Below are 25,279 nucleotides of genomic sequence, written 5' to 3'. Positions count from 1 at the left end.
TCCTAATTTTTTTGTGCTGCTAATTCTTCTTTCGCTTTTTTCAACAATTCATCCATATTACTATTAGAATCATTAGGTACTTTGCGAACATCAAATTTAACGTGTTTTTCTTTTAATTTTTCAAATGTTTCTACATCATCCGCATTCATTGACAGCACTTTATTTACCATTACTTTACCGACAGAGTGCGCCATTGAGCCAATATTAAGGGTATCAATGTCGACCCCGCCTTCAATAGTTCGTAATACATCTTGTGGGGTTTCGAATAGTAACAATGCTTTAGTATTGCCAAATCGTGGATCGCGCGAAACTTCGATGATTTTTTTAATCGGCACGACATTTGCTTTTACCCCCGGAGGCGCGGCTTCTTCGATCAGTTTTTTTCTTAATTCATCTTTCGATACTGAATCCGATACCACGATGATACGATTAGGATTGGTTGATTTTGTCCAAGCGGTGGCGACTTGACCATGTAATAAACGAGAGTCAACCCGAGCCAAGACAATTTTCATTTTACCATCACCTAGAACGGTGCCTTCAGGTATGGTATTCGTTTGTTGAGTGGCAGTGGTGCTTGCAGCAGGTGCTTCAACTGTTGCTTTAATTCCTTCTTTTGCTGATTCTAAGATTGCGACGGCAATTTCTTTAGCTGTTTCCATTGAAAAACGAGATGAATAAGCTTCAATAAGCATCGGCAGATTTAAACCTGCAACAATTGCCCAATTAGGGTGTTCACCACATAGGTTATTGGCTTGATTAAATGGCGTGCCACCCCATAAATCAACTAAAAAAAGTACTTCATTTTGATCGTCGAATGTTGCTATTGCGGCTAACATTCGTTCTTTTAAACTCTCCGGGCTATCACTTGGATGCAAGGTTACAGCTTGCACGTTTTCTTGCTCTCCAAAAATCATTGACCCAGATTGTAGAATCCCTTCTGCAAACTCACCATGAGTTGCTAGAATAATTCCTACCATACAACTACCTCCCAATTTTTATATTATATTCATAATATAAATGTCATAAATTTTTATCAAAAATTGATATTAAAAATTAACTATAAATAATATAGTCTGTAACTTTAAACAGGGCTGAAATTCGTGATATTAACGAACCAATATAAGTTTTATCTCGAATAGAATTATTGAAATAAATCCCCATTTTGTAAATAGCTTTTTTGCTTAAATAACTTTTTAATGGTTTATAAATTTCAAAATTTTCAATAATGAGATATTCAAGATATTTTTTTGCTAATTATCTTATTTAATCTAAACGTTTTATCAAGAATACATCATTTTATCCATAATGACTTATTATGATATCTAAGATCTAGTTCATGACTAAACCACCGACCATTTAATACCTCAGAAATAAGCGTTTTTTTTATTTCTGGTGGGATAGATTGATCGTTATCCATTTCATCAAGCACATCACGGTAAGAAAAATGTTGTCTTCCCATATAAACTATAGCTTTTTCTTTGTCGGCATTGATATAGAGTAGTCCCTTATCCGCATTATTATTTGTTGTTGACCAATTATTCCAATAAACTAAATCGTCACCATTAGGATCGCCGTTATAAATAAAATTATGAATATATTTTTTATAAATCTTACTGAGTTGTTTAGCGCCTTGAGTTTTATAGGCATTTGCTATTAACCCGTTATAATTTTCTGAATACGGATCCATCAGTGGTAAAAAAACACCATGAAAAGCACCATATAATCCCATTGGTAAGCCTACAACATTTTGATCTTCGCCATATTGTATTTCCATACCATAAATTTTTGCTTTATAAAAAGGTGCCATTTTTTGGGCTGAGTCTGAAACGTTAAATAAATCATATAATTTTCCGCCATATTTATTGGCGAATTGAAATGCTGTTAGTGTTTGTCCACTTGGTATACCATGATTGAAGGATGAGCTAAAATAAGCTGAAGATTTTGCGAATAATGAAAATTCACCCGTACCGGTCAGCATGATCAATGGCACAGAATGATATTGATGCGTATTAAACCCTTCTTTGGGGATCACATAGCCGTCGTTATATAAATGCGGAAAGACACTCATTCTGATTCCGGCATTATTCATCAGTGAAACCAATCTTTCAGAAGATAGGCTATACAAATATGCTTTGACATCGGGATGATTGGTTAACAGCCAATGATAAGCTTGTTCTTCAGTTGGCTTTATTTTATCTTCAACAGCAAGTGGGGCTATAGCTTTGGCAAAGACTTTAATGCTATCCTCTTTATTTGCAATGGTCATACCACCACTAAAAGAGATCGCTTTTTGAAATTTATCTTTAAAAATAGGTGAGATTAACATCGCCATCACATCTCGTCCACCCGCTGAAAAACCAGAGACAGTGATATTGTGAGGATTTCCACCAAAATAGGTAATATTGTCTTTAATCCAATCCAATGATTTTGCCATATCCAATAACGCATAGTTACCCGAATCTTCGAGTTTATCACCCGTTTGCAAGGCAGGAAGTGGATTAAATCCTAGTGGCCCCAAACGATAATTAATTGAGATAAAAATTGCATCCAGATCGGTTACCATGCCGTTGCCTGTCATTTCTTCTGCTTTTCCGATTTGGTTGTTGCCACCGTGAATATAAACGAGAACTGGTAAATTTTTTTTATTATTATTCGGTCGATAGATATTGAGATTTAAACTATTATCTGAACCAATGATGTTATTTTCATTAAGCTGAAATGCGATAGGACTTGCTTGAGTTGCATCAAATATACCTTCCCATGGTTCAAGGTCAATCGGTTTTTTCCATCTTAACTCCCCTGAGGGTGCTTTCGCATAAGGTATGCCTGTCCACACGAGAACGTTGTTGATGTTGTCGAGTTGACCTTTAACTAATCCAAATTGGGTTTTTATCAAAGTTGGATCCGAGATAGTGGATATCGTTGATAAATTGGAATTTGTTAAAAGCTGATGATTTTGACTATAGACAACAATTGGCGTTGATAGGATGAAAATACCAAGTATAGCGATATGAAATAGTGTTTTCCTCATACAATGTCCTTGTGTGTCTTTCAAAAATTGAATAAAAAATTAATATCAGAAATTAGCGAGAAGTGTATACATCCATGAAAGAAGTGATGAATTTACGCTTAATCTTACTAAATCATATTATTATAATTATCTCAGTGCACTGTTATGCCTGTAATATCCTGTTTAAATAAATGGTACAGTTTTTATATTTCTCTATTATGTAATAGATTGTCAATAATCCTAATTTGAAAATTAGACATAGATCATAAAAACAGACCATTTATGTTTATTTTTTCTATAATTATCTTATCAACTCGCCGATAGTGCTTTTCTGATAAAACCATTATTTTCTGATAATAATTTTTTTGCTTGATCAACATCAAAGTGACCGAGAATCATTAAAATAGCTGTTTTACAGTGTCTATCACTCTGTTTAAGTGCTAACATTGCCGTTTGGCGGTCACATTCAGTTGCTTGCATGACAATGGATATTTGTCGCTCAATTAATTTAGCATTAGTGGCTTCGACATCGACCATTAAATTACCGTAAACTTTACCAATTTTGATCATGCTAGCGGTGGTTAACATATTAAGGACAAGTTTTTGTGCTGTTCCGGCTTTCATTCTTGATGAACCCGTTATCACTTCAGCTCTTACAATTGGTGTGATGGCGACGTCTGCCAGATCAATCATAGGGGCATTGGGGTTACAGCATAAACTTATCACTGTTGCGCCAATTGATTTAGCAAATTGCATACCACCTATAACGTAGGGAGTGCGACCACTTGCGGCAATACCAACTAAAATATCATTGGCTGAAAAGTGAATATTTTTCAAATCAGTTATTGCTAATTCAGGATTATCTTCGGCATTTTCAACTGCTTTAAAAATTGCCGTTTGACCACCAGCAATCAATCCGATGACTTGTTGAGGAGGGGTGCCATAGGTGGGTGGGCATTCACTTGCATCTAAAATACCAAGCCGACCTGAAGTGCCGGCACCGAGATAAATTAAACGACCGTGATTTAAAAAAGTTTGACTAATCACATCCACTGCTTTAGCGATATTTGCTAACTCTTTTTCAACAGCAACGGCAACATGCTTATCTTCATTATTGATGATTTTGAGTATATCGATCGTCGAACAGCTATCAATTTTTTCGCTGTATGGATTACGACTTTCAGTTAACATTTTTGATAGATTTATTGGTTGCATACTTTTTTAATCCTAGCCACAGTAAAAAGATGACAATTGCAAATAAAGCGCCGAAACTAACGCCAATTGTTATTATCGAGATCTTAAAAGATACAGCAACAGTATAAAGACCCAACATAACCATCATTGTAGTATATTCACTTAAATTTTGTACGGAAATGACACTGCCTGCACCAACGAGATCTTTACCCGTTTTTTGAATTAATGCATTTAAGGGTACTAAAAAGAATCCGCCTAACGCACCAATAACAATTAATAATACATAACAAGCAATAAGGTTGCTTTGTAAAGTGAATGCGATAACGGCAATGCCCATCATAATACCTGCCGGAATGCAACGTAACGTATTATTGATTGAGATCAGTAAGCTGGCTAATCCTGCTCCAATAACAATGCCGATAGCAACGACTGCATTTAGATTTGTTGGTGTTGCGATATCAGTAATATTTAAAACAGCTGGTACCCAAAGGATTAATAAAAATCGTAAGGTAACTCCCGCCCCCCAGAATAGACTTGTGCCTAATAAAGTATATAAAACAAGTTTATTATTGAGAATAATGTGAACGGTTTTACTAAAATCTTTTATCATACCCTTTATATTCCATTGAATATCTTTTCTGGCAGCAGGGAGTTTAGGAATAAAAATATTAGCAATAACAGCAAAACCATACATTAATACACATGCAAGTAAGGACGCACTGACATTCATATCGGCAAGATGTCCGCCAGCAAGTGAACCCAGTAAAATAGCCGCAATAGTGGATGCTTCTATCAATCCATTCGCTTTGACTAAATTATTACCTGAAGTCAGTTCGCCTAAAATGCCATATTTAGCAGGCGAATAACCCGCTGCACCAACTCCTACTAAAAAATAGCCAATAAAAGGGTTGAAATTAAGACAGATACAGGCTGCGCCTAATAGCTTCATACCATTTGAAATCATCATGACTTTTCCTTTAGACATACAGTCTGCAAATTGACCAACAAAAGGAGAAAGGATGATAAAAGGAATCACAAAACCGATTTGTAGTGCTGACTCACTCCATTCTGGATACTGAAGTTTTCTGATATAGGCAAGAATAGCAAAGAATATTGCATTATCTGCAAATGCCGAAAAGAATTGCGCCAGCATGGTTGCCACCATGCCTTTGCTTAATAGTGAATTGTGGTTCATGTGATATCCTTATGCTATTCGTCAGCCATTTTTCGAAGTGTGATAAAGTCTATTTTTCCTGTCCCAAGAAGTGGAAGTTCTTTAACAACACGAATATCACGAGGAACGGCTAAAGCAGGAATACCAAGTTCTTGTGCTGTTTGACTTAGTTGTTCACGATCTAACTTGGTTGAAGTTGTGAAAAGTACAATTGCTTCCCCTTTTGCTGCATCAGCTTTTACTGTTGCACCATGCATTGCATCGGGATCCACTTTTTTAGCGAGTGCCTCTACACTCTCTAAAGAGACCATTTCACCTGCTATTTTGGCAAATCGTTTTAGTCGTCCTTTAATGGTGATAAAACCTTCATCATCAATTGAAACGATATCACCGGTATCGTACCAACCCTGTTCAGCTTCACCGTTTTCATCTATGGCGACAGGTGGTTCAAGGGTACCTGGATTTTCAACGCGCAAATAACCTTTCATCACGTTTGGCCCTTTAACTTGTAACTCTCCTCCCTCACTAATGCCAGGTATATGAATTAATCGTGAAGTCATCCCCGGCAATAAACGACCAACTGTGCCATTTTTAAATGCCATAGGTACATTGAGGGCAACGACCGGTGCACATTCGGTGACGCCATAACCTTCTAAAATACGAATGCCATATTTATCTTTCCATAGTTCTCGTACTGGTTCTGATAATTTTTCAGCGCCAGCTACCACATAGCGTAAACGCATAAAATCAAATGGGTGGGCATAGCGAGCATAGTTAGCTAAAAAAGTTGGTGTACCAAATAGAACGGTACAATTTTGGTCATAAATAATTTCTGGTACCATTCGATAGTGTAATGGGTTTGGATATAAAAATGTACGACTACCTGAAAAAAGCGGTAAAAATAAACCAGCCGTGATACCAAAAGCATGGAACAACGGTAACGCAGACATAAATCGATCGGCTGGAGTAGGATCAATGACCGAACGAATTTGTTCAACATTAGCAAGTAGACTACCATGCGTATGCACAACCCCTTTAGGGTTACCCTCAGAGCCTGATGTAAAAAGAACAAGTGCTTCATCATCACTCGTTTGATTACATTCAACAAAACGTGGAATATATTGATTCACTGCTACATAGAGCTTATCTTTTAAGGTCAAACTACTACGTAAATCTTCCAAAAAATACCACTTAATGCCTTTGATCTCATCTAAGAGATAATCGAGTTTACCTTTTTGAATAAATTTACGCGACGTGACAATGGATTTAATTTCGGCGGCAGTAATTGCACAGGTTAATCCCTTTGTACCAGCAGTATAATTAAGCATGGCAGGTACTCGGTTTTTCACTAATAAACCGAAAATAGTCGCAACGGTGATTGTGGCATTGGGGAGTAAAACACCCACTCGTTCTTTTTTCTCGGTAATTTTTTCGATAATGCAACTTACACCAATAATTTGCTTAAGTAAATTACGATAAGATAATTCGGACGTTGTCGGGTCTTGTACTGTTCTTGATTTTGTCCCGTAGCGAACTTGTGCTTCAAGTAGTGCTTCAAATAGTGTTAATTTAGGACGGCTTGCTAGACGAGCATTCATCATGATTTGATGCAATTTTTCACCCGCTATATAGCGTTTGTCTTTTGCTTTAGGCACATTTGGCATTGGAATTGTGGTCGGTTCAAGTACATGAATCGTTATTTTCGGGAATAAGCGGCGTTTAAACAGTCCTTTTAGGCGGCTAGTTAATGTGAACTCTGCTCCTTCAATCCAGACTGGTACAATCGTTGCTTTCGATCGAGCCGCTACAAAAGCCGCTCCATCATAAATTTTCATTAATGACCCTGTTACGGTGATTCTTCCTTCAGGGAATATGACTATCGGACGTCCTTTTTCAATTTCGCGTACTAAGCGTTTAATCGCCATAGGATTAATCGGATCCATCGGCACAAAATCCACGTACCGTTTTGCTAAACGAACTAACCAGTGATCAATATAACCTGAATAAATGGCAAACACGGGTCTAACAGGTAAGAAAACACCGATTAGAAGACCATCAAGAAAGGAAACATGGTTAGGAGTGATAAGCAATCTTTCTTGCTTTAAGTTTTTTAGGTTACCATAAATTTTGACATGAAAAAGAAACTTTAAAATAACCCTTAATATATTGAATAACATCTTAATTCTCAATTTCCGTGCAAAATTGCACCTTGTCATAATAGTGAAAATAGAGGAAATACACAAGATATGTTGTTTATTTTGAATTTATTATGAATAATCTGAACATGATTAATGATTTTCTTTGGTTAGTTATCTAAAAGTTAGACAATGCCTATAAAAAACGTAAAATAAATCATAAAAAAAGGTCTGGAGTGAAAATGTTAATTTTATCCGCAAATGATATTCAACATGTTTATAGTATGAAAGATGCCATTGAGGCAGATAAACAAGCTTTAAAAATCTATACCCAAGGAGATAGTGAAGTGCCTTTACGTATCAATTTTGATATGCAGAAAGGGCAAAGTTTATTTATGCCCGCGCATATAAAAGGTAAGGATATCGTTGGCATTAAAATTGTGTCTGTATTTCCGGATAATCCTAAATTGGGTAAACCCTCCGTACCAGCGCAAGTGATGATGTTAGATCCTTTAACTGGGGAAGTTTGTGCCATTTTAGATGGTACTTTTGTAACTCAACTTCGTACAGGGGCGGTACAAGGTGCGGCAACCGATCTGTTAGCAAGAAAAAATGCTCGACGAGCAGTATTAATTGGAACAGGAGGTCAGGCAGTATCACAATTAGAAGCCATGTTAACCGTTCGGGATCTGACTGATATAGCTATTTACGATATCGATGAACAAAAAGCGAAACAATTTACGGAAGCGATGAAAAAACACTTTTCACATTTTTCAGCCAATCTCTATTTTTCGCAAAATTTTGATGAAGACATTGGTCAAGCAGATATTATCACCTCAGTGACAACATCTAAAGTGGTCACATTTAATGGTGATATCGTTAAGCCTGGTACTCATATTAATGGTGTGGGTGCATATACCCCTGAAATGCATGAAATACCAAGTAATATTGTTGAAAAAGCGGACATTCGTGTACTTGATACTAAAGAGGGCGTTTTTGCCGAAGCAGGGGATATTATTGATCCAATTAACCAGAAACGTGTATCAAAAAATGATTTTTTTGAGTTGGGTGAATTAGTTACTGATTCGCAAAAATGTCGCCAAAACGATGAGCAAATCACATTATTTAAAACGGTGGGAACAGCCGTTCTCGATGTTTATGTTGGATATGATATTTATATAAAAGCAAAAGAAAAGGGTATTGGAACAAATATATAAGCTAAAGATTAGAAAGAATAGCTCATTTTAATTACAACGTTATTTAATAGCGTTAATACAAAGTGATGATATAACGGTATTAAAAATTAACTTTTTAGTTCTTCTTTCTGTGATCGTCCGAGTAAGGTCATTGCCGCTTGTTTAGGATCTTTATGCTCGTATAGTACTTTATAAATTTGTTCAGTGATTGGCATATCCACATGATATTGTTTTGCAAGTGTCCAAACTTCTTTAGTATTATTAAATCCTTCGACAACTTGTGCGATAATATCTTGTGCTTCTTGAATAGATTTATTTTGTCCCAGCAAAATACCGAAACGTCGATTTCGTGATTGATTATCCGTACAGGTTAATACAAGATCACCAAGTCCAGCCATGCCCATAAACGTTGCAGGATCTGCACCAAGCGCTTCGCCCAATCGCATCATTTCAGCCAGTCCACGTGTGATTAACGCTGTCCTTGCATTCGCACCAAAACCCAGCCCATCAGACAATCCTGCTCCTATCGCAATCACATTTTTAATGGCGCCACCAAGTTGCACCCCAATAAAATCTTTACTGCTATAGACCCGAAAACTTTTACTACAATGAAATAAATTTTGTAACTCAGTTAAAAAATCATCATCCGTTGAAGCAACGGTTACCGCCGTTGGCAAACCTGAGGCAACTTCTTTAGCAAAAGTAGGGCCTGAAATGACAGCTAGGGGGATTTGATTGCCTAAAATTTCTCTGGCGACATCTTGCAATAAACGTCCGGTATTGACCTCAAGTCCTTTGGTTGCCCAAACAATTTTACTATCTTTGCGTAAATAGGGTTTTATTTGCTTTAAAATAGTACCAAAAGCATGGCTAGGTACCACTATGAGTAAGATTGGTGACGCTGAAACAGCTGTTTGCAGATCACTTTCAATGTGCAGTAATTCAGGAAAAGGAATATCAGGCAAAAATTGTTTATTTTGCCTGTCATGCTGTAAAGCCATCATTTTGTGTGAATTATGTCCCCACAATAATGTTTGATGACCATTACGTGCAAGTAAAATAGCTAAAGAGGTTCCGTAAGAACCTGCACCGATTACTGTGACAACAGCATGTTTTTCCATAATTAACCGTTAGATTTATCGTTCTAGATTAAATCACAATGATTATTGTAATGTTTCTGTTGATTCTTCTTCAACTGATTGTTGTTGCTGTTGAAGATAGTTCATAAATAACACGTCAAAGTTAACCGGTTCTAAATTAACTGGTGGGAAAGAACCTTTAATGACTAAGTTAGAAATTGTTTCTCGTGCATACGGGAATAAAATATTCGGACAGTAAGCACCTAAACAGTGTTGTAACTGTGCGTCATTGAATCCAACAAGTGAAAAAATACCTGCTTGCGTAACTTCACAAATATAGGCAACTTCGTCTTGTGATTTCATTGTTACTGTAATGCGTAATGCGACTTCATAAACATCATCATTTAAGGATTGAGATGATGTATTCAATTCAACATTCATGGCTGGTTGAAATTGTTTGGTAAAAACTTCAGGTACATTATTGGTTTCAAATGAAACATCTTTTGTATAAATACGTTGAATTGCAAATTGTGTTTCTGGTTGTTGTGTATTGTTTTGTTCTGTCATGATCTAACCTTATTTTAATATAGTTTTATTTTCTAACTAATGGTAAATTTTCGCCATTCCATCCTGCAATGCCATCTTTTAATGCAAAAACATTCAAGAAACCTTGTTTAACAAGTACTTCACCGATACCGGCTGATGATAGACCATTATCATCAACTAAAATAACAAAATTTTCTTTATGTTTTTCAATAGAATTTGCACTCGCATTTTTGATATCAATGGGGAGTATATTCAGGGAATCGGTAATATGCCCCTTTTTGAAACTATCAGCTGATCGCAAATCAATGATTTTAGCATTTTGTTTATTAATCAGATTGATTGCTTGAGCATTATTAATGATTTTAACTTTTGATAACTTACTTTTGATGGTTAAGACAATGATTGCAATAAAAAGTACAATCCAACCTAAAGAAAGTAAAATATGATTTTTAACAAAAGGTATAATTTCGAGTGTAATAAAGTCCATACTTTTATAATTACCTAGTTTTTCAATATAAGAAGAGATTATAGCGATATTATGCACTGAAATACAGTACCTATAAGAAAATCTTGTTGTTCCCCAAATTATCGAGCGTTAAATTGAGAAGATTCTTATTGAGTTTTTGATTATTACAAGGATGATTGAATGCGTGAACGACATCTTTTTAGCAAAATAAATGTGCAACGCCTTTTATTGGTGCATTCTAAGTGTTTTTATGCATTATTTTGGTGCATCAATGCTATTTGTGTTACTATTTAACCCGTAAATTCACTAGAAAAACGTGACTTAAAACTTGGCATCATATTTGCATAAAAGAAAATAACTTGGCAAGAATGCCTTACGAACTGAACAATTATTTGTCCTCAACGGAGAAGATACATGTCTATACAAAAAGTATTAACACTAATTAAAGAAAATGATGTTAAATTTGTCGATTTGCGTTTTACTGATACCAAAGGTAAAGAGCAACACGTTACGATACCCGTTAGTCAAATTGATGCTGACTTTTTTGAAGACGGTAAAATGTTTGACGGTTCATCAATTGCTGGTTGGAAAGGGATTAATGAATCGGATATGGTATTAATGCCTGATGCTTCAAGTGCCGTTATTGATCCATTTTTTGAAGACGTAACATTAAATCTCCGTTGTGATGTACTCGAACCTGCAACATTACAAGGTTATGATCGTGATCCTCGTTCAATCGCAAAACGTGCTGAAGAGTTTTTAAAATCTTCAGGCATTGCTGATACCGTTATTTTTGGACCTGAACCCGAATTCTTTTTATTTGATGATGTTCGTTTTGGTTCACCGATGTCAGGTAGTTTTGTTCATATTGATGATATTGAAGCCGCTTGGAATTCAGGCACAAAATATGAAGAAGGTAACAAAGGTCATCGCCCAGGCGTAAAAGGCGGTTACTTCCCACTTCCTCCGGTTGATTCATCGCAAGATATCCGCTCAGAGATGTGTTTAATTATGGAACAACTTGGTTTAGTGGTTGAAGCTCATCACCATGAAGTGGCAACTGCAGGACAAAATGAAATTGCTTGTCGTTTCAATACATTAACTAAAAAAGCGGATGAAGTTCAAATTTATAAATATGTTGTGCAAAATGTAGCGCATATTTATGGAAAAACAGCGACATTTATGCCAAAACCGATGTTTGGCGATAATGGTTCAGGCATGCACTGCCATCAATCTTTAGCTAAAGATGGAGTTAACTTATTTGCCGGTGATAAATATGCTGGGCTTTCTGAGATGGCATTATTCTATATTGGCGGTATTATTAAACATGCTAAAGCTATCAATGCATTTACTAACCCTGCAACAAACTCATATAAACGTTTAGTACCGGGTTATGAAGCGCCTGTTATGCTTGCGTATTCTGCTCGTAACCGTTCTGCTTCAATTCGTATTCCGGTTGTGACTAGCCCGAAAGCACGCCGTATTGAAGTTCGTTTCCCTGATCCAGCTGGTAATCCATATTTATCTTTTGCTGCTCAGTTAATGGCTGGTTTAGACGGTATTATCAACAAAATTCATCCTGGCGATGCAATGGATAAAAACTTATATGATTTACCACCGGAAGAATCTAAATTAATTCCACAAGTGGCAGGTTCACTTGAAGAAGCGCTTAATGCATTAGATGCTGATCGTGACTTCTTAACGCGTGGGAATGTCTTCACTAATGATACGATTGATGCGTATATTGATTTAAAACGTCAAGATGTTGATCGTGTACGTATGACACCACATCCAGTTGAATTTGAACTTTACTATAGTTTATAAATTTATCTAAAATTTAAACAGTTAATCCACCGTCTAAAGCGGTGGATTTTAATGAGGACGGAATACCGACGATGACATTTGATAGTGAATCTGATGCTGATCTTGTTCTCAACTCGATGATTACAAGTATTTTATTACTTGATAAAAATCTCAATATTGTTTACGCCAATACCGCTGCCCAACAGCTATTAGCACAAAGTCCCAAAAAGTTATTAGATAGTTATCTTCCTGATTTATTGAGTTACCATTCTTTAGATTTCGAGTTAATGCAAAGTTCATTATCCAAAAATCAAGGTTTTACGGATACTGAAGTGAATTTGGTGGTGAATAATGAATTGCATATCTTATCGTTAACGGCACAACCCTTAAGTAATGAACAGATCTTAATTGAAATGGCGCCTTTAAATAATCATAAACGGTTAAGCCAAGAACAGTTACAACAAGCTCAACAAAGTGCTGCTCGTGAACTTGTGCGAGGGCTAGCACATGAAATTAAAAACCCATTAGGTGGGCTTCGAGGTGCCGCACAATTATTATCACGAGAATTACCAAAAAATGAGTTGCAAGATTATACGCAAATTATTATTGAACAAGCAGATAGATTAAGAAATCTAGTAGATAGGTTATTAGGACCACAGCAACGCTTGCACCAAAAAGTACAAAATATTCATCAAGCGATTGAGCGAACTTATGCGTTATTATGCATCGAAAAACCATTAAATGTGACTATTTTACGGGATTATGATCCAAGTTTGCCAGAATTTATCCATGATTCAGAGCAGATCGAACAAGTTATTTTAAATATTGTGCGAAATGCTTTACAGGCTATCGGTACGAAAACAGGTACGATAACAATCAGAACGAGAACTGCCTTTCAAGTTACATTGCATGGACAACGTTATCGACTATGTGCACGTATTGATATTGAAGATAATGGACCGGGGGTACCTGTTCATATTCAAGATACACTTTTTTATCCTATGGTAAGCGGTTATGAAGGTGGGACAGGAATCGGTCTTTCTATTGCACATAATATTGTTGATCAACATCATGGTAAAATTGAATTTAATAGTTGGCCTGGACACACTGAATTTTCAGTCTATTTGCCAATCAAACAATGAGGTAATTTAAAATGAATGTTTGGGTTGTTGATGATGATAGTTCAATTCGTTGGGTATTAGAAAAAGCACTTACCAATGCGCATTTTAATTGTATTAGTTTTGCAAACGGTCAAGATGTGATCGAAGCTTTGACTAATCAACTACCCAAACCAGCTGTACTAATTTCTGATATTAAAATGCCTGGCATCGATGGTCTATCATTACTTAATTATATCAAAGCACAATTCCCCCATTTGCCTGTCATTATTATGACAGCGCATTCTGATCTAGATGCTGCTGTCAATGCTTACCAAAAAGGCGCTTTTGATTATATTCCCAAACCCTTTGATGTGGATGAAATGATCCAACTTGTTGAACGTGCTATTGCACAGTCTCAACATTTACAAGTACCAAATTATCAACGTACTCATGTTACGGCAAAAGCATCAACAGGCATAATAGGTGAAGCACCTTCAATGCAAGAGGTATTTCGGATTATTGGACGCTTATCAAAATCTTCTATTAGTGTGCTGATTAATGGTGAATCAGGTACAGGTAAAGAGTTAGTCGCAAAAGCGTTGCATACTCATAGCCCTCGATCTCATTCACCTTTTATCGCACTTAATATGGCAGCGATTCCCAAAGATCTGATTGAATCTGAACTTTTTGGACACGAAAAAGGAGCGTTTACTGGGGCTGCACAAATCAGGCATGGACGATTTGAACAGGCTAATGGTGGAACCTTATTTTTAGATGAAATCGGTGATATGCCTCTTGATGTTCAAACACGGTTACTTCGAGTCCTTGCTGATGGACAATTTTATCGTATTGGTGGTTATTCCCCCGTAAAAGTTGATGTCAGAATTATTGCCGCAACGCATCAAGATTTAGAAGCAAGAGTGCGTGAAGGCAAATTTCGGGATGATTTGTTTCATCGCTTAAATGTAATCCGTATTTTATTGCCTCCATTACGTGATCGTGCTCAAGATATTCCGAAACTTGCAGAGCATTTTTTATATACCACGGCTAAAGAGTTAGGCGTTGAAAGTAAAGTTTTTAGTCCCGAAGCGATGAGTGTTCTATGTAAATTTAATTGGCCGGGCAATGTAAGACAGCTTGAAAATACCTGTCGTTGGGTGACAGTCATGTCTTCTAGTAAAGAAATTTTAGTGCAAGATCTACCACCAGAGCTATTACAATTTCCGATGCCTAAAATTTCGGTTGGTCGTAATGATATAAGTTTGACATTAAACGACTCTCAAGTTGCAATGGATTGGCAATTTTTACTGGAACAATGGGCTAAACAATCGCTTGTCGCAGGAAAATCGGGCATTTTAACTGAGGCAGTGACAGAAGTAGAGCGTATTTTATTAAATTGCGCACTTAATTTTACCCGAGGACATAAACAAGAAGCAGCGAATTTATTAGGGTGGGGGCGTAATACTTTAACCAGAAAGTTAAAAGAGTTTTCAAATAAAAATGACAGTGATATTGGCTAATTAATCTATAAAATTTTGACATAACGCTATGTAAAGAAACGTTTTCTAATCATTTAACACTGACTTTAGATATTCTTTAAAGTTTATTGAACACTGAGTTGTTTTTAGATACAATTTAATGCAAATGAGAATTATTTATATTTGTGTTATTTTTATCTGAACAATAATTAGGAGTTCATATGTATTCATTTATCAAAGTTAAAATTACAGTGCTGTTTGCTGTATTGCTGTTAGTTGTTGGGTGTGATAATAATAAGAATAACCAAAAACCAGATTATTCTGATATTAAGAAAGATGCTCTGGTAATTAAACACGCTCAAGGCGAAGCACTTTTTGGGTATGTTCCCAAAAAAGTAGCTGTTTTTAACATTGCAACTCTTGATATTATTGATGCATTGAATATTCCAGTCTCAGCTGTACCACAATCAAATGTCCATTTACCTGATTTCTTATCTAAATATAGTGATAAGTCCTATACTAACATTGGGACTTTGTTTGAGCCAAATTACGAAGTACTTAGCTCTATCAATCCTGACTTAATTATAGCAGGTGGACGAGCAACAGATGCCTATCCAAAGTTGGAAAAATTAGCAGAAACAATCTCCTTAGATATTGATTCCAATAACTTCTTAGCGAGTTTAACTGAGCGAACTCGTCAATTAGGTTGGATTTTTGAAAAAGAGAAAGAAGCATCTAAATTGATTGAAGACTTTAATCAAAAAATAGATCAACTTAAACCTAAAACCAGTACAGCCGGTTCAGCATTAGTGATTATGATTAACGGTGGGAAAATGTCTGCATATGGCCCTAAATCACGTTTTGGATTTGTTTTTGATGTGTTAGGTTTCCAGCCAGCAACCACTTTCCAAGAAGCCGGTCGTCATGGGAATAGTGTTACTTCTGAATTCATTTTAAGTACTAATCCCGAATGGATATTTGTGTTAGATAGAGATAATGCCATTGGTAATAAAGAAGCCCAATCAGCACAACAAGTATTAAATAATGAATTAATTCAAAAAACGGCAGCATGGCAGCACAATCATATTGTTTATCTTGATTCAACATCGATGTATATCGCAGGCGGGATTCAAACGTATAGTCGTTTAATGGATCAAATAGCAGAAGCACTACAAGAATCATCGACTAATCAATAAAAAAACATGAAGTTGTCGTTATATTTTATTGCAGGCATCATTATTTTATTAATTTTGACTGCAATAAGTTTGTTTATTGGTGCAGGGCATGTCAATTTACATGAACTTTTCACCAATACAAATATGCAGCAGATCTTTTTTGTCAGTCGTTTGCCAAGAACGTTAGCGTTATTGTTAGCCGGTAGTGCAATGAGCGTTGCTGGCTTAGTGATGCAGTTATTAACACAAAACCGCTTTGTGGAGCCTACCCTTGTTGGCACCACCCAATCAGCCAGTCTTGGTTTACTCATCATGATGGTATTCGCGCCCGAACAAAGTGTCATGATCAAAATGGTGGTTGCAAGTTTATTTGCGATGATGGGTACGATTCTTTTTATGATAATATCCCATAAAATTGTTCTCAAATCAGCACTAATGGTTCCACTTATTGGGATTATGCTAGGCGCGATAATCAGTGCTGTAACCACATTTTTTGCCATGTATTATGATCTATTGCAATCGCTTTATGGATGGCAATCAGGTGATTTTTCTGGGATTTTACAAGGTCGTTATGAACTATTGTGGCTAGTTTGTGGTTTGACATTGGTAGCATGCTGGAGTGCAGATCAGTTTACAGTCATGGGGTTAGGTCGAGATTTTTCGGTTAATGTGGGACTTAATTATCGTCGAGTCATGATAATTGGACTAATTGTCATAGCATTGATAGGCGGTATTGTTGTTGTGGTGGTTGGTGTATTACCGTTTTTAGGATTAATCGTTCCCAACATTGTCAGCTTGTTATTCGGTGATAATGTGCGTAAAACCATTCCTTGGGTCTGTTTATTTGGTGGGGGATTGGTATTAATTTGCGATATTATTGGACGTTTAATTCGCTATCCATTTGAAATCCCTGTCAGTGTTATTCTTGGTATTGTCGGTGCCGTAATCTTTTTAATATTATTAAGTCGAAAAAAACATGCTAGTTAGTTCAAAACACTATCTTTCCAGTCAAAAAAGAGTTTGGCTATTATTGAGTATAGCGCTTATTTGTATCCTCTTTTTTATGACCTTTAATCTAAAAGGGAATATTAGGTATATTTTGACTCATCGTATGTGGATAGTATTGACGATGATATTAGTTGCTTTTTCGGCTGCAACATCCACACTCCTTTTTCAAACCGTGACCCATAATCGCATATTAACGCCGTCGATAATGGGGTTTGAATCTTTATTTGTCTTAATTCAAACAATTGTCATTTTCTTTATCGATGTGCAAGGTATTCCTTACATCGGTATTATGGGCAAATTTATTGTTGAATCGCTTTTACTGATCTTATTTTCTCTATTGTTATATAAAGGTTTATTCACAAAATTTAAGCAAAATCTTCATTTAGTATTATTAATTGGGATTATTCTTGGCACACTTTTCCGCAGTTTTGCAAACTTATTACAACGGTTAATGACACCAACTGAATTTGCTGTTTTGCAAAGTCGAATTTTTGCTACGTTTACTCGGGCTGATCCCATTTTAATTATTTTTTCATTCATTATTGCAATATGTATCGGACTATTTTTATGGAGAATGCGTTTTCAATTTGATGTTTTGGCTTTAGGACGTGATAACGCTATTAATCTGGGCGTTAATTATCATCAAAGCGTGACAATTATTTTACTTTTAGTCTCGATATTAGTTGCAATTTCAACCGCATTGGTGGGGCCGTTTACCTTCTTTGGTCTACTGATAGCAAATTTAGCTTATAGCATAAGTCGCTCAAGCCAACATCGATTTTTACTTCCCACGGCCTTTTTACTTGGCGTGATTTTTCTGGTGGGTGGACAAATGTTTTTAGAGCATGTTTTGAATATGGTTGGCGCCATTACGGTCGTCATAGAGTTTATTGGTGGTAGTCTGTTTATCTTCTTATTATTGAAAAAGGTACCGATGTGATACAAATTGATAATATTAATAAAAAATATCAAACCCTTTCGGTTTTAAAAAATGTTACCGCCACCATTCCACAAGGGGGAGTAACAGCAATCATTGGGCCTAATGGCGCTGGAAAATCAACTTTACTTTCGATTATAAGTCGACTTTTGAACGCTGATGAAGGAAACGTTAAAATTCAAGACATGGATGTGTTTGAAACGCCGAGTGATAAATTAGCTACTCATCTTTCGGTATTAAGACAAGAAAATCGCTTTACCAGTAGGCTTACCGTATTTGAACTGGTCGGATTCGGGCGTTATCCTCATACAAAAGGGCGTTTAAATCCTGATGATTATCAGCATATTCATCGAGCATTGGATTTTTTAAATTTAACTGAGTTTAAAGATCGTTTTTTAGATGAGTTATCTGGCGGACAGCGACAACGAGCATATGTCGCGATGGTGCTTTGTCAAAATACTGAATATGTGTTACTTGATGAACCGTTAAATAATTTGGATATGAAGCATGCAGTTTCGATGATGAAACAGTTACGACGTGCTGCGAATGAACTTGGTAAAACCATTGTCATTGTTATTCACGATATCAATTTTGCATCAGTCTATTCGGACTATATTTTAGCGATGAAAAATGGGGAACTGGTCTATCAAGGAACTCCAACACAGATTATGAATTCAGCTATTTTAGAAGATATTTTTGATACGCCGGTTAGCATTGAAACTATCCAAGGACAACATATCGCTGTATATTATTAATGTAGATTGTCGTATGTTATTTAAGCGTAAAATATTGCAAATAATAAACAAGTTAAAGTAAATTAATATTTGCTAATTCCTTCTTTCCATGCTAAAAAAAAGACACGCCATTTGCCGAGATAACAGTGATGAAGTTAGAGGAAATTGCACTTTTAGCTGGTGTGTCAAGAACGACTGCAAGCTACGTAATAAACGGAAAAGCGAAAAAATATCGAGTAAGTGATCAAACTATTGCTAAAGTGATGGCAATTGTTAAAAAGCACAAATATCAGCCTAATGTTGTTGCTGCAGGACTTCGAGCAGGTAAAACAAGAACTATTGGTATTATTATCCCTGATTTAGAAAACAGTAGTTATACCCGCATTGCCAGTTATTTAGAGCAACTCGTCAGAAAAGAAGGATACCAACTACTTTTATCCTGTTCTGACGATAATCCAGAAATTGAAAAAGAATGCATTGCACATTTAAAACAAAGAAGGGTGGACGCTTTAATTCTGTCATCGTCTTTTGTTACGGATTCAGACTATGCGTTTTATGATGATTGGGAAAATTTTAAGATTCCTCTATTTGCATTAGACAGAACATTATCGAGTAAAAAATTTAGAAATATTGTTGGTGCAGATAAACAAGATGCGAAAGCACTTGCCCAAACATTTAACCATTTTGTTCAAGGCAAAGTCATTTATATTGGTGCTCTACCTAATTTATCGGTAAGTCAGCATCGTCTTGAAGGGTTTAACGCGGTAACATTAAAAAATTGTAACGATGTTGATTTTTTATATGCTAATAATTATAGCCGACAAGATGCTGATACGGCTTTTAGTCATTGGTTAAACAATCATGAATTACCAAATGGTATTTTTGCAACTTCATTTTCACTTCTTCAAGGTACAATTGATGCCATTTTAAGAAAATTTGGTCATTTACCTGAATCATTAACTATTGCAACGTTTGGTGATAATGAATTACTCGATTTTTTGCCCTGTAAAGTGATTTCACTTTCTCAGGATCATAAAGAAATAGTGGAGTTGACTATCACATTACTCCAAAATTGTTTGAATCAGCAAAGTTATCAATCAGGTACTACTATGATCCCAAGACAATTAATTTACCGTGGCAGTTTGAGCCGTCAACGTATGAGTAAATACGAAAAATAAAAAAACTAGGAAGCTTGTCACTGGCTAGGTTGTTGCATGATGTATTACTAAAAACGCTATAATATTATTGCTTGGACATGTTTAACGTTTTATGAAGGCTGAAATACATGACTTAGAAATTAATGAAAAATACCTTACACTAAAGGTAGCAAAATGATGTAACTAAATAACAAAAAATGTCTAAAATCTATTTTGCATTTATAATAAATAAATTAAGATCAAAAAATTAGATCTCGATCACATATTTGTTATTGATAGTTATAATTTATTGGATAAATAATTTTAATTTATTCATTATTGCTGAAACGATTCAATAAAAATCATTAAATGGATTTATAGATGAGTCATTTTAGTCGACCCAATATTTTTAACCCAGAGGTATTTATTCTATGTTTCATTTAGTTAAAGAAGATATACATTTAAATGAACACGCTACTAATAAAACAGAAGCGATAAAAAAAGTAGCGGCAGCATTAACTAGTGCCGGTTTTGTCGAAGAAGGATATGTAAATGGAATGCTTGAACGTGAAGCGCAAGCTGCCACTTATCTGGGTATTGGCCTTGCTATTCCACATGGCACTACCACCACTCGTCATTTAGTTAAAAAGACGGGTGTTCAAGTTTTTTGTTTTCCTGAGGGTGTTGAATGGGGTGATGATGGTGAAAAAGCTTATGTCGCTATTGGTATCGCCGCTAGTTCTGACGAGCATTTAGAGTTACTTCGTCAATTGACGCATGTTTTAGGTGCTGACGGTGTTGAGGAACGAATCAAAAATATTAAAACAGCAGATGAAGCACTTGCTATTTTAACCGGAAAAACAGAACAAGAAGACAGCCAATTTTCAATGAATGAATCATCACTTTTATTGGATATCAATGCTGATAGTTTAGCCACTTTACAAGCGTTAAATGCATCACGCTTAAAACAACAAAATGCTGTAAATACGACTTTTATTACTCATGTGCTGGACAATAAACCCAGCTATTTGGGTAGTGGTGTTTGGTTGAACGATAGCAAAGAAGGCAATTTAAAAAATGCGATTGTGATTAGTCGTACAATAAGCAACGTAAATGAAGATAATAAACCAGTAAAATTACTTATCACGATGTCGGTTGTTGATAATGCAATGTCTGAGGTTATTGATCGTATTGCGCGTTTAGCATTTTATGAAAAGTTAGATTTAATGTTATCGGCAAGCACGGATAAATTAATCAATTTACTGATGACAGATGACTTGCCTTCAACTAACGATAATTCTCAAACTGAACAAGCTAACTCAGCAACGTCATCAGCATCGGATTCAAGCCAAGCTTTAACTCGTGAATTTATCGTGCCTAACGAAAATGGTTTACATACTCGTCCATCTTCAGTATTAGTTAAATTGGTTAAAGAGTTTAATAGCAAAGTAACTGTTGCGAATCTTGATGGAAAAGGGGAGCCAGTAAGTGCTACCAGCTTAATGAAAATCGTTGCACTTGGAGCCAAAAAAGGCAGCCGTTTGCAATTTACTGCGGTCGGTGATGATGCTGAGCAAGCACTTGATGCTATCGGTAAAGCAATTGAAAGCGGACTTGGTGAGGGAACAGAATAATGAATTATCGTGTTGCAACAATCACCTTAAATCCTGCTTATGATTTATTAGGATTTTGTCCAAAAGTCGAGTTGGGTGATGTAAATTTAGTTCAAACAAATGCTTTACTTGCCGCTGGCAAAGGGATTAATGTTGCTAAAGTATTGTCTGATCTAGATATAAAATTAACTGTTGGTGGTTTTTTAGGTCAAGAAAACCGAGATGGTTTTAATCTATTATTTAATTCATTAAATGTAGTCGACAAATTCCAAACTGTAGAAGGCCGTACACGCATTAATGTCAAATTGACTGAAGAAAATAGCGAAGTGACGGATCTAAACTTTTCAGGCTTTACAATTACTGAGCATGATTGGCAACGTTTTGTGACAAGTTCTCTTGAATGGTTAAAAGATATTGATATGGTCGCAATAAGTGGCAGTTTACCTGCCGGCGTATCACTCGATAAATTTACACAATGGATGGAACAAGTTAAACAGATCTGTCCAAAAGTGGTGTTTGACAGTAGCCGAGATGCGTTAGTCGCTGGATTGAAAGCTAAGCCATGGTTAATCAAACCAAATGATAAAGAACTTGAAATGTGGGTCGGACGTAAATTAACGACACTAGATGAAATTAAAACAGCTGCGATGGAATTAGTAAAAGGTGGCGTTGAAAATGTTGTGATTTCACTAGGAAGTAAAGGCGCTTTGTGGGTGACTCAACATGAAGCATGGTTGGCTAAACCACCAAAATGTCAAGTAGTGAGTACGGTCGGTGCCGGTGACTCAATGGTTGCTGGAATCATGTATGGATTAATAACAAATCAATCGATTAAAGATACCCTGGTATTTGCATCAAGTGTTGCTGCTTTGTCTGTTGGACAAGCGGGTGTGGGGATTTCGGATCGCCAAGCTGTAACTGATATGCTAGGCAAAATTGAAATAAATGCTGGTTAGGAGTTAGCATGAATATTTATATTGTTGAAGGTAGTAATACAGGTCCTGTAAATGGACGTTTAGCCAGAGCGGAACTCGCATTGGCTGCCAATTCGTTGAATTTTAACGTAACCGATAATTCAGATTCTACTGATGTGATTATTGCTATCGGGACTGGTGAAATTAGTGATAAATCCGTTATCGGTAAAAAAGTTTATGTGGTAGAAGATATTAATGCGTTATTTGCCAACCCAAAACAAATTCTAACAGAAGCACAAAGTAAAGCGGTTGTTTTTGAACAATCAGCTCAACGTGTTTCAGCTCCTACCACTAATACGGCTGTAAAACGTATTGTTGCAGTAACAGCGTGTCCAACTGGAGTGGCACATACTTTTATGGCTGCCGAAGCGATTGAAGAAGAAGCCAAAAAACGTGGTTGGTGGTGTAAAGTTGAAACGCGAGGGTCAGTTGGGGTTGGTAACGAACTCACACCAGAAGAAGTCGCCTCAGCAGACATTGTTATTGCAGCTTGTGATATCGATGTAGATTTAAGTAAATTTGCGGGTAAAAAATTATATCGAACAAAAACTGGCCCAGCGCTCAAAAAGACTGCGCAAGAGTTTGATAAAGCATTCGAAGAGGCAACGGTTTATCAACCTTCATCAACTTCAGCATCGGCTAAATCAAGCAATGAGAAGAAAAGTTTTTATAAACATCTTCTAACTGGTGTTTCTTATATGTTACCAATGGTTGTTGCCGGTGGATTGATCATCGCACTTTCTTTTGCTTTGGGTTCATTTGAAAACATTGACGGTGTACAAAAATTAGTTGGCGAACCACATTTAGCGCAAATTGGAGGCTTGGCATTTTCGCTTATGGTGCCATTACTGGCTGGCTATATCGCTTATTCAATTGCGGATAGACCTGGACTTGCGCCTGGTCTGGTCGGAGGATTGCTTGCGGTCTCAACAGGTGCAGGATTTTTAGGTGGTATTATCATTGGTTACTTTGCTGGATATTTTGCATTATTAATCGCTAAATACCTTCCCCTACCAAAAAGTATGGAAGCCTTAAAACCCATTTTAATTGTGCCACTATTGGCAACATTAGCGACAGGGCTTGTCATGCAGTTTATTGTTGGTACACCTATTGCTTGGTTAATGGGTGAGGTAACAGACTGGTTAAATTCAATGGGCACGGCTAATGCTGTTATTTTAGGTGCAGTGTTAGGCGGTATGATGTGTACAGATATGGGCGGACCAATTAATAAAGTTGCTTATGCTTTTGGTACGGGATTAATTTCTGCGCATGTTTATGCACCAATGGCTGCTGTGATGGCTGGTGGTATGGTACCTCCATTGGCAATGGGTATTGCAACGCTAATCGCTCGCAAAAAGTTTGCTAAAGCTGAGCAAGAAAGTGGTAAGGCGTCATTAGTATTAGGCTTATGCTTTATCTCTGAAGGGGCAATTCCTTTCGCTGCGCGTGATCCGTTACGTGTTATCCCTTGTTGTATTCTAGGTGGCGCAATCACTGGTGGTATGGCATTAGCATTTGGTTCAACATTAATGACACCACACGGTGGATTATTTGCTCTAGCAATTCCAGGTGTTGTTAAACCTGTGGGTGGTTATCTGTTATCCATTGTTGTTGGATCGGTTATTGCAGGGCTTGCTTATGCAGCTATTAAAGCACCAGAAAAAGAAGCTGTAGCGACGACAGCTTAATAAGCATAAATTAAAACGCCATCTAATGATGGCGTTTTTCTTATATTCACTTATTTCTTTACCCAGCGTTGTAAATCTTTCGGAACGAAATCGTCCATTTGTTTCAGCACTAATTCGGCGTTATCACTAACAATTAATGTATTATAAAAATTTTCCCGAATAAACCCTTCTTGCACAGCATGGTTTAAAAAACTCAACATCGGTTGCCAAAAGTTTGCAATATCAAATAATGCCACCGGTTTTTCATGATAACCAATTTGCATACCAGTCCAAACCTCAAAAACCTCTTCTAATGTGCCGGTACCGCCTGGCATAGCGATAAAACCGTCAGCTAGTTCTGCAAGCCTTGCTTTACGTTGATGCATATTGTCGACAACTTCCAATCGGGTAATGCCATGGTGAGCCGTTTCGGCTTTAACTAAACGTTCAGGGATGATGCCAATGACTTCACCGCCATGAGCTAAAACAGCATTAGCAATCATTCCCATCAACCCTTTATTACCTCCGCCATAAATTAATCGCCGATTTTGTTTTGCTATAATTTTACCGAGTTGTTCGGCAGCTGTTCGATATTCCAAACGATTGCCTTCACTGGCACCACAAAATACACAAATATTTTTTTTCATAAATCATACTCTAGCTATTCTTACTGTAGCCCTTTATTTTAGCATAGGCGATGTATTATTTGTTTACTCACTGAGCAGTTAGTTTTATTTCGTGTTTTAACGATTGACATAATCATTATAGATCGTTAATATTCTGACCGTCGAGTGTTCCTCCATAGTTCAGTCGGTAGAACGGCGGACTGTTAATCCGTATGTCACTGGTTCAAG

General features: G+C 36.5%; 21 protein-coding genes. 12 read left to right on the top strand and 9 right to left on the bottom strand.

The window, feature by feature from the left end; all coding sequences use genetic code 11:
• Positions 1–2: 2 nt before the first annotated feature.
• The 5 genes from J3U35_RS08355 to aas all read right to left on the bottom strand — a co-directional run bounded on the left by J3U35_RS08355 (position 3) and on the right by aas (position 7,555).
• Positions 3–977, bottom strand: coding sequence for a mannose/fructose/sorbose PTS transporter subunit IIA (locus J3U35_RS08355; protein WP_267360745.1), 975 nt, complete (start codon positions 975–977; stop codon positions 3–5).
• A gap of 314 nt (positions 978–1,291) precedes the next feature.
• Positions 1,292–3,031, bottom strand: a complete 1,740-nt coding sequence (locus tag J3U35_RS08350) for a carboxylesterase family protein (RefSeq protein WP_267360743.1) — start codon at positions 3,029–3,031, stop codon at positions 1,292–1,294.
• A gap of 288 nt (positions 3,032–3,319) precedes the next feature.
• Entirely contained in the window at positions 3,320–4,225 is a 906-nt protein-coding gene (murQ, locus tag J3U35_RS08345; protein ID WP_267360741.1) for an N-acetylmuramic acid 6-phosphate etherase, read from the bottom strand.
• Complete coding sequence (gene lplT / locus J3U35_RS08340; RefSeq protein WP_267352001.1) at positions 4,191–5,399, bottom strand: lysophospholipid transporter LplT; 1,209 nt, start codon at positions 5,397–5,399, stop codon at positions 4,191–4,193. Before lplT ends, murQ begins: the two co-directional genes overlap by 35 nt.
• 14 nt (positions 5,400–5,413) lie before the next feature.
• A complete protein-coding gene (gene aas, locus J3U35_RS08335; RefSeq protein WP_267351999.1) occupies positions 5,414–7,555 on the bottom strand; it encodes a bifunctional acyl-ACP--phospholipid O-acyltransferase/long-chain-fatty-acid--ACP ligase in 2,142 nt (713 codons plus the stop codon).
• A gap of 200 nt (positions 7,556–7,755) precedes the next feature.
• Between aas and J3U35_RS08330 the strand changes: the two genes are divergently transcribed.
• Complete coding sequence (locus J3U35_RS08330) at positions 7,756–8,730, top strand: hypothetical protein (RefSeq protein ID WP_267360739.1); 975 nt, start codon at positions 7,756–7,758, stop codon at positions 8,728–8,730.
• Between the two features lie 86 nt (positions 8,731–8,816).
• On the opposite strand, the gene gpsA is transcribed toward J3U35_RS08330, so the two are convergent.
• The 3 genes from gpsA to J3U35_RS08315 are packed head-to-tail and all read right to left on the bottom strand — an operon-like array spanning position 8,817 to position 10,821.
• The gene (gene gpsA, locus J3U35_RS08325; RefSeq protein WP_416380692.1) at positions 8,817–9,833 is read right to left on the bottom strand and encodes an NAD(P)H-dependent glycerol-3-phosphate dehydrogenase; all 1,017 of its coding nucleotides are present in this window, start codon (positions 9,831–9,833) and stop codon (positions 8,817–8,819) included.
• A gap of 39 nt (positions 9,834–9,872) precedes the next feature.
• Positions 9,873–10,355 (bottom strand): protein-export chaperone SecB, encoded by a 483-nt coding sequence (secB, locus tag J3U35_RS08320; protein WP_220215860.1) that lies wholly within the window; start codon positions 10,353–10,355, stop codon positions 9,873–9,875.
• A 25-nt stretch (positions 10,356–10,380) separates the two neighbouring features.
• Positions 10,381–10,821, bottom strand: a complete 441-nt coding sequence (locus J3U35_RS08315; protein WP_065559726.1) for a rhodanese-like domain-containing protein — start codon at positions 10,819–10,821, stop codon at positions 10,381–10,383.
• Positions 10,822–11,214: 393 nt separating this feature from the next.
• Between J3U35_RS08315 and glnA the strand changes: the two genes are divergently transcribed.
• The 11 genes from glnA (at position 11,215) to fruA (ending at position 24,446) form a co-directional block, all read left to right on the top strand.
• The gene (glnA, locus tag J3U35_RS08310) at positions 11,215–12,624 is read left to right on the top strand and encodes a glutamate--ammonia ligase (RefSeq protein ID WP_267360734.1); all 1,410 of its coding nucleotides are present in this window, start codon (positions 11,215–11,217) and stop codon (positions 12,622–12,624) included.
• Positions 12,625–12,695: 71 nt separating this feature from the next.
• Positions 12,696–13,745 (top strand): nitrogen regulation protein NR(II), encoded by a 1,050-nt coding sequence (gene glnL, locus J3U35_RS08305; RefSeq protein WP_065559691.1) that lies wholly within the window; start codon positions 12,696–12,698, stop codon positions 13,743–13,745.
• A gap of 11 nt (positions 13,746–13,756) precedes the next feature.
• On the top strand, positions 13,757–15,223 hold the full coding sequence (gene glnG, locus J3U35_RS08300) for a nitrogen regulation protein NR(I) (protein WP_267360732.1): 1,467 nt from the start codon (positions 13,757–13,759) through the stop codon (positions 15,221–15,223).
• 179 nt (positions 15,224–15,402) lie between these two features.
• The gene (locus J3U35_RS08295) at positions 15,403–16,377 is read left to right on the top strand and encodes a siderophore ABC transporter substrate-binding protein (protein WP_267360730.1); all 975 of its coding nucleotides are present in this window, start codon (positions 15,403–15,405) and stop codon (positions 16,375–16,377) included.
• 6 nt (positions 16,378–16,383) lie between these two features.
• Positions 16,384–17,343: an ABC transporter permease gene (locus tag J3U35_RS08290; RefSeq protein ID WP_267360728.1), complete on the top strand. Its 960-nt coding sequence runs from the start codon at positions 16,384–16,386 to the stop codon at positions 17,341–17,343.
• A complete protein-coding gene (locus tag J3U35_RS08285) occupies positions 17,333–18,304 on the top strand; it encodes an iron chelate uptake ABC transporter family permease subunit (protein WP_324123838.1) in 972 nt (323 codons plus the stop codon). Before J3U35_RS08290 ends, J3U35_RS08285 begins: the two co-directional genes overlap by 11 nt.
• Positions 18,301–19,056, top strand: coding sequence for an ABC transporter ATP-binding protein (locus J3U35_RS08280; protein WP_267360726.1), 756 nt, complete (start codon positions 18,301–18,303; stop codon positions 19,054–19,056). The genes J3U35_RS08285 and J3U35_RS08280 overlap by 4 nt, the downstream gene beginning before the upstream one ends.
• Before the next feature lie 128 nt (positions 19,057–19,184).
• Positions 19,185–20,213 (top strand): catabolite repressor/activator, encoded by a 1,029-nt coding sequence (cra, locus tag J3U35_RS08275; protein ID WP_267360724.1) that lies wholly within the window; start codon positions 19,185–19,187, stop codon positions 20,211–20,213.
• Positions 20,214–20,602: 389 nt separating this feature from the next.
• Positions 20,603–21,805 (top strand): fused PTS fructose transporter subunit IIA/HPr protein, encoded by a 1,203-nt coding sequence (fruB, locus tag J3U35_RS08270; protein ID WP_267360723.1) that lies wholly within the window; start codon positions 20,603–20,605, stop codon positions 21,803–21,805.
• Positions 21,805–22,740, top strand: coding sequence for a 1-phosphofructokinase (fruK, locus tag J3U35_RS08265; protein WP_267360721.1), 936 nt, complete (start codon positions 21,805–21,807; stop codon positions 22,738–22,740). Before fruB ends, fruK begins: the two co-directional genes overlap by 1 nt.
• An 8-nt stretch (positions 22,741–22,748) precedes the next feature.
• On the top strand, positions 22,749–24,446 hold the full coding sequence (gene fruA / locus J3U35_RS08260) for a PTS fructose transporter subunit IIBC (RefSeq protein WP_267360719.1): 1,698 nt from the start codon (positions 22,749–22,751) through the stop codon (positions 24,444–24,446).
• Between the two features lie 50 nt (positions 24,447–24,496).
• Here fruA and J3U35_RS08255 read toward each other — a convergent pair whose 3' ends face one another.
• Positions 24,497–25,072, bottom strand: coding sequence for a TIGR00730 family Rossman fold protein (locus J3U35_RS08255; protein WP_267360717.1), 576 nt, complete (start codon positions 25,070–25,072; stop codon positions 24,497–24,499).
• Positions 25,073–25,279 lie beyond the last annotated feature (207 nt).

The organism is Gilliamella sp. B2717 (genome assembly GCF_026536675.1).
Lineage (GTDB): Bacteria > Pseudomonadota > Gammaproteobacteria > Enterobacterales > Orbaceae > Gilliamella > Gilliamella apicola_I.
This window is presented reverse-complemented; position numbering and strand designations above follow the sequence as displayed.